Source organism: Streptomyces amakusaensis, from assembly GCF_039532665.1.
Taxonomy (GTDB): Bacteria; Actinomycetota; Actinomycetes; order Streptomycetales; family Streptomycetaceae; genus Streptomyces; species Streptomyces amakusaensis.
The window spans coordinates 305,974-321,034 of sequence record NZ_BAAASB010000007.1 but is presented as its reverse complement, the minus strand read 5'-3'; the positions used below and the strand labels follow the sequence as shown (position 1 = coordinate 321,034).

The 15,061-nt window shown below is 71.1% G+C and carries 12 protein-coding genes and 1 pseudogene; 5 read left to right on the top strand and 8 right to left on the bottom strand.

What is annotated here, in order from left to right; genetic code table 11:
• Positions 1-4 precede the first annotated feature (4 nt).
• Positions 5-2,049: pseudogene (locus ABD371_RS15505) on the top strand (thioredoxin domain-containing protein).
• A 25-nt stretch (positions 2,050-2,074) separates the two neighbouring features.
• Here the strand turns inward: ABD371_RS15505 and ABD371_RS15500 are convergent.
• Both ABD371_RS15500 and trhA read right to left on the bottom strand, forming a co-directional pair.
• Positions 2,075-2,701, bottom strand: coding sequence for a TetR/AcrR family transcriptional regulator (locus tag ABD371_RS15500; RefSeq protein ID WP_344477095.1), 627 nt, complete (start codon positions 2,699-2,701; stop codon positions 2,075-2,077).
• 188 nt (positions 2,702-2,889) lie between these two features.
• Positions 2,890-3,564: a PAQR family membrane homeostasis protein TrhA gene (gene trhA / locus ABD371_RS15495; RefSeq protein ID WP_344477093.1), complete on the bottom strand. Its 675-nt coding sequence runs from the start codon at positions 3,562-3,564 to the stop codon at positions 2,890-2,892.
• 345 nt (positions 3,565-3,909) lie between these two features.
• On the opposite strand from trhA, the gene ABD371_RS15490 reads away from it, so the two are divergent.
• Positions 3,910-5,772 (top strand): phosphoenolpyruvate carboxykinase (GTP), encoded by a 1,863-nt coding sequence (locus ABD371_RS15490; protein ID WP_344477091.1) that lies wholly within the window; start codon positions 3,910-3,912, stop codon positions 5,770-5,772.
• A gap of 317 nt (positions 5,773-6,089) precedes the next feature.
• Here the strand turns inward: ABD371_RS15490 and ABD371_RS15485 are convergent, their stop codons facing one another.
• From ABD371_RS15485 to ABD371_RS15460, 6 genes are all read right to left on the bottom strand, one after another.
• Entirely contained in the window at positions 6,090-6,476 is a 387-nt protein-coding gene (locus ABD371_RS15485) for an SCO4983 family protein (RefSeq protein WP_344477089.1), read from the bottom strand.
• A 134-nt stretch (positions 6,477-6,610) separates the two neighbouring features.
• Positions 6,611-7,822, bottom strand: a complete 1,212-nt coding sequence (locus ABD371_RS15480; RefSeq protein ID WP_344477087.1) for a pyridoxal phosphate-dependent aminotransferase — start codon at positions 7,820-7,822, stop codon at positions 6,611-6,613.
• A 588-nt stretch (positions 7,823-8,410) separates the two neighbouring features.
• Positions 8,411-8,644 carry a chaplin gene (locus ABD371_RS15475; protein ID WP_190121497.1) on the bottom strand — a complete coding sequence of 78 codons (234 nt, stop codon included), beginning with the start codon at positions 8,642-8,644 and terminating at the stop codon, positions 8,411-8,413.
• A 305-nt stretch (positions 8,645-8,949) separates the two neighbouring features.
• Positions 8,950-9,360, bottom strand: a complete 411-nt coding sequence (locus ABD371_RS15470; RefSeq protein WP_344477085.1) for a rodlin — start codon at positions 9,358-9,360, stop codon at positions 8,950-8,952.
• 272 nt (positions 9,361-9,632) lie between these two features.
• The gene (locus tag ABD371_RS15465; RefSeq protein ID WP_344477083.1) at positions 9,633-10,043 is read right to left on the bottom strand and encodes a rodlin; all 411 of its coding nucleotides are present in this window, start codon (positions 10,041-10,043) and stop codon (positions 9,633-9,635) included.
• A gap of 321 nt (positions 10,044-10,364) precedes the next feature.
• Positions 10,365-10,658: a hypothetical protein gene (locus ABD371_RS15460; RefSeq protein WP_344477081.1), complete on the bottom strand. Its 294-nt coding sequence runs from the start codon at positions 10,656-10,658 to the stop codon at positions 10,365-10,367.
• Positions 10,659-11,168: 510 nt separating this feature from the next.
• On the opposite strand from ABD371_RS15460, the gene ABD371_RS15455 reads away from it, so the two are divergent.
• The 3 genes from ABD371_RS15455 (at position 11,169) to ABD371_RS15445 (ending at position 15,058) form a co-directional block, all read left to right on the top strand.
• A complete protein-coding gene (locus ABD371_RS15455; RefSeq protein ID WP_344477079.1) occupies positions 11,169-12,311 on the top strand; it encodes a DUF3344 domain-containing protein in 1,143 nt (380 codons plus the stop codon).
• A gap of 78 nt (positions 12,312-12,389) precedes the next feature.
• The gene (locus tag ABD371_RS15450) at positions 12,390-13,583 is read left to right on the top strand and encodes a glycosyltransferase (protein ID WP_344477077.1); all 1,194 of its coding nucleotides are present in this window, start codon (positions 12,390-12,392) and stop codon (positions 13,581-13,583) included.
• The gene (locus tag ABD371_RS15445; RefSeq protein ID WP_344477075.1) at positions 13,580-15,058 is read left to right on the top strand and encodes a sugar transferase; all 1,479 of its coding nucleotides are present in this window, start codon (positions 13,580-13,582) and stop codon (positions 15,056-15,058) included. The genes ABD371_RS15450 and ABD371_RS15445 overlap by 4 nt, the downstream gene beginning before the upstream one ends.
• Positions 15,059-15,061 lie beyond the last annotated feature (3 nt).

Genomic DNA, 15,061 nt, shown 5'->3' with positions numbered 1-15,061 from the left:
CGGTATGAACCGACTGGCTAACGAGCAGTCGCCCTACCTACTCCAGCACGCCTCCAATCCGGTGGATTGGTGGCCATGGGGAGAGGAGGCGATGAATGAAGCTAAGCGGCGGGACGTGCCCATCTTCTTGAGTGTGGGCTATGCGTCCTGTCACTTATGCTTCTACTAATTTACTGGTGCCACGTCATGGCCCACGAGTCCTTCGAGGACGAACCCACGGCCGCGTACATGAACGAGCACTTCGTGAACGTCAAGGTCGACCGGGAGGAGCGGCCGGACGTCGACGCCGTCTACATGGAGGCGGTGCAGGCGGCGACGGGGCAGGGTGGGTGGCCGATGTCGGTCTTTATGACGGCGGAGGGGGAGCCCTTTTACTTCGGGACGTATTTCCCGCCGGAGCCGAGGCATGGGATGGCCTCGTTCAGGCAGGTGCTCGAAGGGGTGCGGGCGGCCTGGGGGGATCGGCGGGAGGAGGTGGCGGAGGTCGCGCGGAGGATTACGGGGGATTTGGCCGGGCGGGAGCTGGGGGCGGGGGATTCGGGGCGGCCGACGGCGGAGTCGCAGGGGAATGCGCTGTTGCGGCTGAGCAGGGATTACGACCCGGTGAGCGGTTGGTTCGGGGCGGGGGACACGAGGTTCCCGCCGAGCATGGTGGTGGAGTTCCTGCTTCGGCACCACGCGAGGACCGGTTCGGACGGTGCGCTGGAGATGGCGGAGGGCGCCTGCGAGGCCATGGTGCGGTCCAGCCTGTACGACCAGGTGGGGGGCGGGTTCCACCGCTATGTGCTGCGTGCTGTGCCGGAGGGGGCGCTGGTGCCGCACTTCGAGAAGATGCTGTACGACAACGCTCTGCTGTGCCGGGCGTACGCGCACCTGTGGCGCACCACGGGATCCGAACTGGCTCGGCGTGTCGCGCTGGAGACCGCGGACTTCATGGTGCGGGAGCTGCGGACGGCCGAGGGCGGTTTCGCGTCGGCGCTCGACGCGGACAGTGTGGACGCGACGGGCGGGAAGAGTGAGGGCGCGTTCTACGTCTGGACGCCGGAGCAGCTGAGCGAGGTGCTGGGGGACGAGGACGGCCGCCGGGCGGCAGGGCTGTACGGGGTGACGGAGGAGGGCACCTTCGAGCACGGGGCTTCCGTGCTCCAGCTCCCGGGCGAGGAGGCGGAGGCGTCGATCCGTGAGCGGCTGCTCGCCGCGCGGGAGCTGCGGCACCGGCCCGAGCGGGACGACAAGGTGGTGGCGGGGTGGAACGGGCTGGTGGTCGCGGCGCTCGCGGAGACGGGGGCGTTCTTCGACCGGCCGGATCTGGTCGAGCGGGCCACCGAGGCGGCGGATCTTCTCGTACGGCTGCATCTGGACGACTCGGCGAGGCTCTCCCGTACCTCGAAGGACGGCCGGGTGGGCCCCAACGCGGGGGTGCTGGAGGACTACGCGGATGTCGCGGAGGGGCTTCTCGCGCTCGCGGCGGTCACCGGGGAGGGCGTCTGGCTGGAGTTCGCCGGGCTGCTGCTGGACATCGTCATCGACCGGTTCACCGGTGAGAACGGGACGCTCTACGACACCGCCGACGACGCCGAGAAGCTGATCCGCCGCCCGCAGGACCCGACCGACAACGCCACTCCGTCCGGCTGGACCGCCGCCGCGGGGGCGCTGCTCTCGTACGCGGCGCACACCGGGTCCGAGGCGCATCTGACGGCGGCCGAGCGGGCGCTCGGGGTGGTGAAGAACCTCGGGCCGAAGGCGCCGAGGTTCATCGGGTGGGGGCTCGCCGTGGCGGAGGCGCTGCTGGACGGTCCCCGGGAGGTCGCGGTGGTCGGGGCCGCCGACGATCCGGCGACGGCCGCGCTGCACCGTACGGCGCTGCTGTCGGCCGCGCCCGGCGCGGTGGTGGCGGTGGGCGTCCCCGGCGGGGACGAGTTCCCGCTGCTGAGGGACCGGGAGCTGGTGGGCGGTGAGGCGGCGGCCTATGTCTGCCGGGCGTTCGTGTGCCGGCGGCCGGTGACGGACAGCGCCGAGCTGGCGGGGGAGCTGACGCCCGGCGGCTGAGCGGGTGCGGGCCCGGGCCCGGGTGTCAGAGCCGTACGCCGTCCCTGAGGGTCCGCAGCGCGCGGTCCACCAGTTCGGCCAGGTCGTCCTGGTGGTCGCGGGCGGCCCAGTACAGCATCACCTCGCGCAGCGCGCCCAGCACGGCGGCGGTGAACACGCGTACGTCGAGATCGCCGTGGGGGCGGCCGGTGCGGTCCGTGAGGGCGCGGACCAGCAGGTCGGAGGTGAGGGCGATGGACTCGGTCATCCGGGCGCGGATCGCCGGGACCTCGACCATCAGCCGGGTGCGCAGGACGGCCTCCGCGCGCTCCTCCTCGGTGAAGGCGGCCAGACCGGTGGTGATCACGAGCCGGAGCGAGTCGAGGGGGTCCTCGGCCGGCGGCCGGGCCCGCAGCTCGGCCTCCAGGAAGGGGTGGAGTCCGCCGCTGAGGACGATGTCCTCCTTGGTGGGGAAGTAGCGGAAGACCGTGGACGGGGAGACCTCGGCGGCCTCCGCGATCTGCTCGACGGTGGTCGCCTCGTACCCCTGCTCCGCGACCAGCCGGTGGGTGGCGCGGCGGATCGCGATCCGGGTCTTGAGCTTCTTGCGCTCCCGCAGCCCCATCGGCGGCGGGCCGGAGGTCTCGGCGGGGGCGGGCGTGATGGCGGCCATGCGCTCATTGTCCCGCACCGGTCTTCGGGCGGGCCGTGTCCACGCGCCTGTCCGTCCCGGATTCCCCGCCCCCGGCCGTACGGGGTGCGGACGCCGCGCGGGGGCGACAGGAAGGCCGTGGCGGGCGGGCCGCCACGGCCGGGGGAGCGGGACGAGCGGGGGAGCGGGGACGAGCGGGGCGGGCCGGGTCAGCTCTGGTAGGCCACCAGGGAGATGCCGACGTAGTGCACGACGAACGCCGCCAGCGTGAAGGAGTGGAAGACCTCGTGGAAGCCGAAGAAACGCGGTGAGGGGTTGGGGCGCTTGATCCCGTAGACCACGCCGCCCACGCTGTAGAGCAGCCCGCCGACGATCACGCAGACGAGCACCGCGATGCCGCCCGTACGGAGGAAGTCCGGCAGGAAGAAGACGGCGGCCCAGCCCATCGCGATGTAGCAGGGCGTGTAGAGCCAGCGCGGCGCGCCCACCCAGAAGACCCGGAAGACTATGCCGGCCGCCGCGGCCGCCCAGACCGCCCAGAGAAGGGGGCGGGCGGTGGAGTCGGGGAGCAGCAGCATCGTCAGCGGGGTGTAGGTGCCCGCGATGATCAGGAAGATATTGGCGTGGTCGAGCCGGCGCAGCACCGCCTCGCCGCGCGGGCCCCAGTCGCCCCGGTGGTAGAGGGCGCTGATCCCGAAGAGCAGGCACGCGGTGAGCACGTAGATCGCGCACGCCACCCGGGCCTTGGTGGAGCCGGCGAACGCGGTGAGCACCAGTCCGGCGACCAGGACGGCGGGGAACATCCCGGCATGCAGCCAGCCGCGCATCTTCGGTTTCACCGGGGGGGATTCTGTCTCGGTCACTTCGGGCGCGGCAGAGGTCATATCTGGATGGTACCTACGCAACCGTAGGTAACAGACCGGTGTGCCGGACCCGTCGCCGGGAGCCGCCGGGAGCCGTCGGGGAGCTCCCGCGCGCCCCCGTTCGCCGCCGAACGGGGGCGTACCGGGACACGAATGGCGGTACCCAGCACCCGGCGCGAGTGGCGATGCTCACGTGAGACACCCCCTGGACATATGGGCGCGAGCCCCGGATGATCAGATGAGTGCAGTCGGCACCGGATGAGCGCCTGCGAAGCATCCGGGTCGCGGCCCCCACGGGGCAGCAAGGAAAAACAGCACAGGGCAACCGCACAGGGCACCCCTCACCACCCTCACTTAGGAGCGATCGTGGCGCGCGACATCGCGGCTTCCACCACCTTCCCCAGCACCGCCCCCACCGATCACAAGGCGCTGATCTCGTGGGTCGACGAGATCGCGGCGATCACCCAGCCCGACCGCGTCGTCTGGTGCGACGGGTCGGAGGCCGAGTACGACCGGCTGTGCGAGGAGCTGGTCGCCAAGGGGACGTTCACGAAGCTGGACCCGGTCACCCGGCCGAACTCCTACTACGCCGCGTCCGACCCCACCGATGTCGCACGCGTCGAGGACCGCACCTTCATCTGCTCCGAGAAGGAGGAGGACGCCGGGCCCACCAACCACTGGAAGGCCCCGGCGGAGATGAAGGCCCTCTTCACCGGCGGTGAGGACGGCACGGCCGGCGAAGGCATCTTCCGCGGCTCGATGCGCGGTCGCACGATGTACGTCGTCCCCTTCTGCATGGGCCCGCTCGGCTCCCCGCTCTCCGCCATCGGCGTCGAGATCACCGACTCCGCCTACGTCGCCGTCTCCATGCGCACCATGACCCGGATGGGACAGCCCGTCCTGGACGAGCTGGGCGAGGACGGCTTCTTCGTCAAGGCCGTCCACACCCTCGGCGCGCCCCTGGCGGAGGGCGAGCAGGACGTCCCGTGGCCGTGCAGCTCCACCAAGTACATCTCGCACTTCCCCGAGACCCGCGAGATCTGGTCGTACGGCTCGGGCTACGGCGGCAACGCCCTGCTCGGCAAGAAGTGCTACGCGCTGCGCATCGCCTCCGTCATGGCCCGTGACGAGGGCTGGCTGGCCGAGCACATGCTGATCCTCAAGCTCACCCCGCCCGCCGGCGAGTCGGAGTCCCCGAAGTACATCGCCGCCGCCTTCCCCTCCGCCTGCGGCAAGACCAACCTCGCCATGCTGGAGCCCACGATCCCCGGCTGGACCGTGGAGACCATCGGCGACGACATCGCCTGGATGCGGTTCGGCGAGGACGGCCGGCTGTACGCGATCAACCCCGAGGCCGGTTTCTTCGGCGTCGCGCCCGGCACCGGCGAGCACACCAACGCCAACGCCATGAAGACCCTCTGGGGCAACGCCGTCTTCACCAATGTCGCGCTCACCGACGACAACGACGTCTGGTGGGAGGGCATGACCGAGGAGACCCCGGCGCACCTCACGGACTGGAAGGGCAACGACTGGACCCCCGAGTCGGGGACCCCGGCCGCCCACCCCAACGCCCGCTTCACCGTGCCCGCCGCCCAGTGCCCGACCGTCGCCCCGGAGTGGGAGGACCCGAAGGGCGTGCCGATCTCGGCGATCCTCTTCGGCGGCCGTCGCGCCAGCGCCGTTCCGCTGGTCACCGAGTCCTTCGACTGGCAGCACGGTGTCTTCCTCGGCGCGAACGTGGCCTCCGAGAAGACCGCCGCCGCCGAGGGCAAGGTCGGCGAGCTGCGCCGCGACCCGTTCGCGATGCTGCCGTTCTGCGGCTACAACATGGGCGACTACATGGCCCACTGGATCAAGGTCGGCCAGCGGGCGGACGCGGCCAGGCTGCCGAAGATCTACTACGTCAACTGGTTCCGCAAGAACGACGCGGGCAAGTTCGTCTGGCCGGGCTTCGGTGAGAACAGCCGGGTGCTCAAGTGGATCGTGGAGCGGCTGGAGGGCCGGGCCGAGGGCGTCGAGACCCCGATCGGCATCCTGCCGGCGGCGGGCTCGCTCGACACGGACGGCCTTGAGCTTGCCGCCGACGACCTCGACTTCCTGCTCAAGGTCGACCGGGAGGTCTGGCGCGAGGAGGCGGCGCTGATCCCCGAGCACCTCAACACCTTCGGCGACCACACCCCCAAGGAGCTGTGGGACGAGTACCGCTCGCTGGTCGCCCGTCTCGGCTGACCGGCTCCCCGCCCGTCCCGGCAGCCGCCGGGCGGGCGGGCTCGTGTGAACCTCGCGGCGGACCGGCCCGACCAGTCCCGCCCTGACCTGTGGGGGTCACCCTCAGGTCCGCCGCGTTCCGGCCCCCGGAGTCCCCTCAGACTCCGGGGGCCGACTTCTTTCTCCCGGCCGGTGCGCACGGCCGGTGCGCACGGCCTCCCGGCCGGCGTGTGCGGCGGGAGCGTCCCCGGACGGGACCCGGGGGGATGTGAATCCCGTCCGGAGACGCGTGGGTGGCACCCGGTCCACGCGCCTCACCGGCCCGTGAACCGGGGCCGTCAGTGGGCCCCGACCAGACCGGGGGTGTCGAGGGCGGCGGCGTGGGCGTCCATCCGCTCGGCGGCGAGGATCGCGGCGGCCGTGTCCGCGCGGGAGGCCGCGACCACCAGCGCCCGCCCGGCCAGGGCGTGCGCCCGGCGGTGCAGGGCCTCGGGGCGGGCCCCGCTCAGACCAGCGTGGCGGACCGGCGGCGCGCCGCGCAATCTGGCGATCTGGGCCGCGACGCGCTCGGCGGCGTCGTCCAGCGACAGTTCGTCGGTGACGGCCAGCAGCGCGGAGAGATGACCGGCGAGCTGGATGTCCAGCTCCTCCTCACGAGAGCGGTGGGGGTAGTCGGCGCTGTCGGCCATGGTGTGGACGGACCGGGTGCGTATTGGCTCGTACATGGGGGATGGCCTCCTGCTCACTTTCAGGAGACCATCCTAGCTTGGATTCTGTCTAAAGTTGAGTGCAGTCGGATCTGGTGGCTCGATAGCGATGGGTCTGACGGTTCCCGCAGCTCAGGCGGGTCGGGATCCGGTCAGGGCTGTCCGTAGCCATCCAGGAAGGTCCCGATCCGGGTCACCGCGTCCGCGAGCTCCTTGGCGGCGGGCAGGGTCACGATCCGGAAGTGATCGGGTTCCGGCCAGTTGAACCCCGTACCGTGCACGACCATGATTTTCTCGGCCCGCAGCAGATCGAGGACCATCTGCCGGTCGTCCTTGATCTTGTAGACCTTGGGGTCGAGCCGGGGGAAGAGGTACAGCGCGCCCTTGGGCTTGACACAGCTGACCCCGGGGATCTGGGTGAGCAGCTCGTACGCCACGTCCCGCTGCTCCAGGATCCGCCCGCCCGGCAGCACGAGGTCCTCGATCGACTGCCGGCCGCCGAGCGCGGTGGCCACGGCGTGCTGGGAGGGCATGTTCGCGCAGAGCCGCATATTGGCGAGGATGGTCAGACCCTCGATGTAGGAGGAGGCGTGGGCCTTGGGCCCGCAGACCGCCATCCAGCCGGAGCGGTACCCCGCGACCCGGTAGTTCTTGGAGAGCCCGTTGAAGGTGAGGACCATCAGATCGGGGGCGATCGCGGCGGTCGGGGTGTGGGTCGCGCCGTCGTAAAGGATCTTGTCGTAGATCTCGTCGGAGCAGACGATCAGATTGTGGCGGCGGGCGATTTCGGTGAGCCCGCGCAGCATCTCGTCGTCATAGACCGCGCCGGTGGGATTGTTCGGATTGATGATCACGATCGCCTTGGTGCGGTCGGTGATCTTCCGTTCGATGTCGGCGAGGTCCGGCATCCAGTCGGACTGTTCGTCGCACCGGTAATGCACGGCGGTGCCCCCGGCGAGCGATACGGAGGCGGTCCACAGCGGATAGTCGGGAGCGGGTACGAGCACCTCGTCGCCGTCGTCGAGCAGTGCCTGCATCGACATCTGGATCAGTTCGGAGACGCCGTTGCCGAGATAGACGTCCTCGACGTCCAGCTCGATCCCCTTGGTCTGGTAGTGCTGCATCACCGCGCGCCGGGCGGAGAGCAGCCCCTTGGCGTCGCCGTAGCCGTGCGCCGTTCCCAGATTGCGGAGGATGTCCTCCAGAATCTCCGGCGGGCACTCGAACCCGAAGGCCGCCGGGTTGCCGGTATTGAGCTTGAGGATGCGATGACCCGCCGCTTCCAGCCGCATCGCCTCCTCAAGGACGGGACCCCGGATCTCGTAACAGACATTTGCGAGCTTCGTCGACTGGATCACCTGCATGCCGGTGAGCTTACGGCCGTGTAACCGGGGTCGCCGGATGTTTTCACCCCTCGCGACCTTGTACGGGAATGGCGGCCCGGCTGCTCGGTGCGGTGGCCGGGGCATCCATCCTTGGAATGCGATAGCGGAGCGGGCCGCACGCCTGCGGTTTATGCGGTGCGGCGACGGGAGCGGCGATTTGGTGTTGCACTCGTCACTCGGCCGGGCCCGGCGGGGCGAAACACCGGGTGGGGTCCGGTCCTGGCGACCGCGGCGGCAGGGCCCCGGGTGTGCCCGCCCCGGGCCGGTCACGGTGTCACGGGGCGGGGCGGGGCGGCCGGGACCGGGCTCCGCGTCCGGGCCGCGTCTCCGGGCTCCGCCGAGGGAAATGAGAATTTCTTCATCTCCGGCGGGATACGGCCGATCGAGTCGAATCGGCCGGGCTTATTCATGCGGCGGGGATCCGCCGGCCGGAAAGGATAATTCCGGGTGGGGTGCGAATTCTGGGCCCTGTTTATTTATGGGTAATTTTGTGGTTCGGTGAAAAAAAGAGAACCCCGGGGCGCATGAATACATGCGTCCCGGGGTTCTCTTCCTGCCGGCTTGGCGTCAGGAGTTGACGCAGGTGTTGCCGAAGGCCGGGTTCAGGAGGCCGATGACATTGATCGAGTTGCCACAGAGGTTGATGGGCACGTGTACGGGGACCTGAACCACGTTGCCGGACAGCACGCCGGGCGAACCGACGGCCGCACCGTTGGCGCCGGCGTCGGCCATGGCCGGAGCGGCGGATCCCAGCGTCATGAGGACGCCCGCGACAACGGCAGCAGCCTTTGTGTGCTTCATTTCATTGATCCTTTCAGCGGTGGTGCTGTACGCAGCCGCGGCCTTCGCGCTGCGTCGACAGTTCCCTGTGCATGGGCACCCCCGCAGAGTTAGTAACGAGGAGGTTCCCGCGAGGAAACCTTTATATGGCCGCCGGTTCGAAAACTCACTCGGATGCAGCACGGTGAATTATTGAACCGGGTGGAAACATAGCCTATGGGGAACGCGGCCACATCTTTTTTGAAATTCAGGAAGAAAAGCGCCGAATGAGTGTGCCCCCGAACGCACGGCGCTCAGGGGCACACTCACGACCTCGGCGTCCGCGCTCAGCTGTTGCCGGCGCCGTTGCCCGACAGGACCGGGATGTTGCTGAGGATGTGCGACAGCGGCTCGTCGCCCTTGGCCTGGGTCGAGTTCTCGGTGCACTGCTGGTTCTGCGGCGACGAGAGGATCGGGATGTCCTGGACGGTGACCGGGATGAGCCCGATGAGCGAGCCGACGTTCGCCTTGGCGGGCAGGCCGATGCAGGGCTTGTTGAGCGAGCCCTGGACCAGAGCGATCTGCGGGCTCATGTCGCCGTGGGTGGCGGAGTTGCCGTAGGCCTGCGTCGAGCCGTTGCCGCTGAAGGACGTGGTGCCGTTGTCGTTGCCGATGGCCATGGCCTGGGGAGCCATCGCGGCGCCTGCGCCCACCATCGAAGCGGTGACCGCGGCGGTTGCCAGAATCTTCTTGATCACTTGTGTTCCTTTTCGCTGTGAACGATCGACCGTGGAGCAGCCTGGTCAACCGTTCCGGGACCCGTTTGGTTCTGCCCGTTCACCCGAATGCCGCAATGGCGGGCGGCGAGCCGCCCGTACCCGTACGGAAGATCGATGGAGGGCCATGCGAGTGACCCGCCGGCCGCCGGTCCGTGGGCCGGACGGAGCACGCGTACCCCGGCACCGAGGGGGTGCCGGGGTACGCGTGGGGGATCGGTGTGCCGGGTCCGCCCGGGGGCGGATTCGGCGGTTCAGCTGTTGCCGGCGCCGTTGCCCGACAGGACCGGGATGTTGCTGAGGATGTGCGACAGCGGCTCGTCGCCCTTGGCCTGGGTCGAGTTCTCGGTGCACTGCTGGTTCTGCGGCGAGGAGAGCACCGAGACGTCCTGGACGGTGACCGGGATGAGCCCGATGAGCGAGCCGACGTTCGCCTTGAGCGGCAGGCCGACGCAGGGCTTGTTGAGCGAGCCCTGGACCAGGCCCAGCTGCGGGCTCTGGTCGCCGTGGGTGGCGGAGTTGCCGTACGCCTGGATCGAGTCGTTGCCGCTGACCGAGGTGGTGCCCTGGTGGTCGCCGATGGCCATAGCCTGCGGTGCCATCGCCGCGCCCGCGCCCGCCACGGAGAGGGTGACCGCGGCGGTCGCCATAACCTTCTTGAGCATGTTCCGTCCTTCTGTCTCGTGGATGCCCGCAAGTGGAGCGCCCTGAGCAACTCCGCCGGGGTTGTTTGGTTCCGCCGGTTCACTCCAATGGACCCCATGCGGCGGACTCATCGGCTCATATGCCGAATCGGGGAGCATCGTGGCCGCCGCCCGTGCTCGTCTCCTGGTCTCTCCGCGCGGCGTCCGTTCCGCTCTGTACCCGGCCCGGCCGCCCGATCCGGAAGCCGGGCGGGGATGCCACCCTTACGGGCGTACGGGAAGGGGACGCGGCCCACCGGCTGCCGCGCCCCCCTCCGTCGTGTCCGCCCCCGGCGGCGGCGGTCAGCCGCCCAGCTCGATGCCGCCGAGGAGGGGCGTCGCCGCACCGGCGGTCTTCAGCGCGTTCTGGGGGGCGTCGCCCTTGACCTGATTCAGCTCCATCGCGGTGTCGGCGACGTCCTTCACCACGTTTCCGCTGCCGCCGTTCAGCAGCGGGCTCTGGGCGACCAGCTGGTTGACGCCGCCGTTGAGGCTCATGGGGGGCATGCCGGACGTGGTCGCCGCCATCGCGGGCGAGGCCGCGCCGAGCGCCGCGACCGAACCGGCGACGATCGCGGCAACCCTGGTGTACTTCATGTCTTCGCATCCCTTTCTCCGGCGACGGTCGTCGCCGACGACGACATGCGTAACGAGCCCTCGCGGCCGGAGAAACCCCTGCGGCGATTCTCGTATCGGCTGATGAACGCCGATGAACGCCGAGGGCCCCGAGGAACACCGAGGAGCCCCGGCGGCGGGCCCGGCGGCCGTCCGCTCGCGCGCCGGGCCGTTCTGTGGCAGCCCTCCCGCGGCGGGCCCGCCGCCGGAGGGTGACGGCGCGTCACCCCGTACGGCCCTCGCGGTCCCGCTCAACGAGCCCTGCCGGAAAGGGATGTGCCCGATCACTCGAAGGGATATTTCCGGCGGGAATCCACAATGCCCGGGAAAGGGCGACCCGGCCGGTCGGGCATCTCGCCCGTGAACATCACCGGCCTTTGGGGTGATGAGCGGCCAATTGGCCCAACAAGCGCGTCCTACCTGTTTTCCGACTAGTTTCTGACAAACTGCACTCCTGTTTTTGTCATGTAGATCGAACAGGGAGAGCCAGTCATGCCGAGACCGACCGGCCTCACCGCCCGAGGTGTTCTGGGAGCGGTTCTCCTGCTCGCGCTGCCGGCCGTGACACTGTCGGCCCAGCCCCATTCCGCAGCCGCTTCGCAGACCTCTCCCGTATCGGCCCCCATGGCCGTCGACGTGTCCGGCCAGCCGGAATCGGAACGCATTCCCTTCGCCCAGCGCTATCAGGCCGTGCACCACGGCGGCATCGTCCGTGCCGCGAATTCCTCGATCACCTGCACCTCGCCGACGAGCACGTCAGGGCCCTCCTGCACCTCGGCGAGATCCGGCGACGGGGTCAACAGCGACTTCGAGATGTACTACATCGACCAGGACGACGACCCCAACACCTACAACTCCAGCCGCGCCCGGCTCGCGATCCCGGGCAACTCCACGGTGACCTATGCCCGGCTGTACTGGGGCGGAAATCTGCTGGCCGGCGAACAGAAGCCGCCCGAGGACAACGGGCGCGTTCTCATCGCGGAACAGGGCGGCCAATACCAGCAGGTACTCGCCGACACCCGAATCGCCCACCGGGACGCCGACGGGGCCGACGCCTTTCAGGCCTCGGCCGACATCACCCCACTGGTGCGCCGCGCCGGATCGGGCCTCTACACCGTGGCCCAGATCAATGTGGCGATGGGAAATTCGACGGTCGGCACCTGGGGCGGCTGGACCCTGGTCGTCGCCTATGAGAACAGCACCGAACCCCTGCGCCATCTCTCCCTCTGGGACGGATTCGAGGCGCTCGGCACGGACCGGGAGAGCCAGGAGATCAGCCTCTCCGGACTCCGTGTCCCCGCCGGGGCGAAGGGCCGCGCCGGATTCGTCTCCTACGACGGGGACCGGGGCGAGAAGGGCGACGCGGTGAGCGTACGGGCGGACGGCGCGACGGCGTTCGGACTCACCGACACGGCCAATCCGGCCACCGATGTCATGAATTCCACCATCACCGGACCCGAGGGCGCGATCAGCCGGCAGCCCGCCCACGCGAACACCCTCGGCTACGACTCCGACGTGTTCGACATCGGGCCCGCGCTGACCGCCGGCGGCACCCGTCTCACCTTCCGCTTCGACGCCGGGACGGGCGGATACGGCCTCGGCGTCCTCTTCGCGCAGACGGACACCCGCCGCTGAACCCCGCCCCGCCGCAGCCCCGCCGCCGCACCGCTCGTCCGAGCCGAGCCGAGCCCGAGCCACCCAAGAGAGCCGCACGTGCCGCAAGAAAGCCGGACCGAGCCGAGCCGACCGACGATTCTCCATCTGGTGCAGCCGGTGGAGGGCGGAGTCGCACGCGTCGTCACCGATCTGGTCCGGGCGCAGACCGCCGAAGGAGTACGGGCGATCGTGGCCTGCCCGCCCGGCGGCGAACTCGCCGACCGGGCCGAGGCCGCGGGCGCCCGGGTGCACCTGTGGAACGCGGTGCGCGAACCCGGCCCAGGGCTCCCCCTCGAAGTCCTCGCCGCCGGCCGGCTGATCCGCCGGGGCCGGCCCCATCTGGTGCACGCCCACAGCGCCAAGGCGGGCCTCGCCGCCCGGCTCGCCGTCAGGGGGCGCGTCCCCACCGTCTTCCAGCCGCACGCCTGGTCCTTCGAGGCCGTCGCGGGCCGCGCCGCCCGGGCCGCGCTGACCTGGGAGCGGTACGCCACCCGCTGGAGCACCCGCACCCTGTGCGTCAGCGAGAGCGAGCGCCGGGCGGGCGAACGCGCCGGCATCGCCGCCCGCTGGGCCGTCATCCGCAACGGCGTCGACCTCGGCCACTTCGCCCCCGCCGACGGACTCGCCCCCGAGGACGACCGCCGCCAGGCACGGGCCTCCCTCGCCGCCCTCCGCGACGTACCCGCCGACGCGCCCCTCGTGGTCTGCGTCGGCCGACTCTGCCGGCAGAAAGGACAGGACACCCTCCTCACCGCCTGGCCCCGGGTGCTCGCCCGTGTCCCCGCCGCCCGGCTGCTGCTCGTCGGCGACGGACCCGACCGCGAACACCTCGTGCGCGACGCGCCCCCCGGCGTCCTGTTCGCGGGCGCGGTCCCCGACACCGGCCCCTGGCTGCGCGCCGCCGACCTGCTCGTGCTCCCCTCCCGCTGGGAGGGCATGGCGCTCGCCCCGCTGGAGGCCATGGCCTGCGGACGGCCCGTCGTGGTGACCGACGTCGGCGGGGCCGGCGAGAGCCTCCCGCCCGGCCACCGGCGGCACAGCCTCGTACCGCCGGGCGACCCGGGAGCCCTCGCGGCGGCCGTCGCCGCGCTGCTCACCGACGCCGGGCTGCGCGCCGCGCTCGGCGGCGAGGCCCGGGCCCACGTCCGGGCCACCGGCGATGTGCGCACCACCGCAGCCGCCGTACTCGACCTCTACCGGGACCTACTGCTGCCGCACCACCCCCCGACCAGGAAGAGCGCCAAGCGATGACGACGGAGAGCGTTCCAGCGCCCCACACCGCCCGGCCCCTGGCCGGGGCCGGACCCGTGACCACCGCCCTGCACCCGCCGCGCGGCCCGGCCCGCCCCCGGGCCAGGGCGCTCTCCCCGGCCCGGCCCGCCGCGGGCGGGCGCGGACCGGTGGCCGCGCTGCTCGCCGCCGACGCGCTCGCCCCGGCGCTCACCGCCGCACTGCTGCCGGCCCCCGGCCACCTCCCGCCGGCCGTACTCGCCCTGCTCGTACTCCTCCAGCCCGCCCTGCACGCCTGCCGGGGCCTGTACCGCCCCAGCCTCTCCCCGTCCGCGCTCGCCGAAGCGCCCACCGTCGCCGGGCTCGCCCTGCTCCAGTGGCTCGTCCTCACCGAGGCGCTGACCGCCCACGACAGCCGGTACGCGATCGGCTGGCGGGAACTCGTCCTCGCCGTGCTCACCCAGACCGCGTTCTGCTGCGCCGCCCGGGGCCTCGTCCACCTGGGCCGCCGCAGGGCCGCCGCGCGCCGGCCGCAGTCCGTGCTCGTCGTCGGCCGGGGCACGCTCGCCCAACAGGTCACCCGGGCCCTGACCGCCCGCCCCGAGTACGGCATGCGCCCGGTCGGCCAGATCGCCGCCGCCCCCGACGACGGCGGACCGCTGCCCCTCCTCACCACCCGGCAGGCCGTCGCCCGGACCGTGGGCGGACACGCCGTACGGCACGCGCTCTTCACCGAACCGCCGGGCCCCGACACCGAGACCGCCGCGCTGCTGCGGCTCTTCGCCCGGCACGGCTGCCGGCTCTGGCTGGTCGAGGGGGGAGCGGCCGCGGGCAACGCCTGGAGCCGGGCCGTCGGCCACGACCATCTGTGGGGACTCTCCGTACGCCCGCTCCGCGCGGCCCTGCACCGGCCCGTCGCCCGCGCCGTCAAACGCGTCATCGACACCGTCGTCGCCGCCGCCGCGCTGATCCTCGCCGCGCCCGTGATGGCGGCCTGCGCGCTCGCCGTGCGCGTCGCGGACGGTCCCGGCGGCGTCATCTTCCGCCAGGAGCGCGTCGGCCTCGACGGAAAACCGTTCACTCTGCTGAAGTTCCGCACCCTGAGCCCCGCCGACGAACACGAGTCCGCCACCCTGTGGAACGTCGCCTTCGACCGCCGGATGTCCACCACCGGCAGCCTGCTCCGCCGCACCTCGCTCGATGAGCTGCCCCAGCTGTGGAATGTGCTGCGCGGCGACATGAGCCTGGTGGGGCCCCGGCCCGAACGGCCCTACTTCGTCGCCAAGTTCAGCCATGTCCACCCCGGCTACCAGGCCCGCCACCGGATGCCCGCCGGAATCACCGGCCTCGCCCAGATCCACGGGCTGCGCGGCGACACCTCCATCGAGGAACGGGCCCGCTTCGACAACCACTACATCGAGACCTGGTCGCCCTGGCGGGACGTGTGCATCCTGGCCCGCACGGCGGCCTCGCTCCTGCGGCTCGGAGGCAGCTGAGCG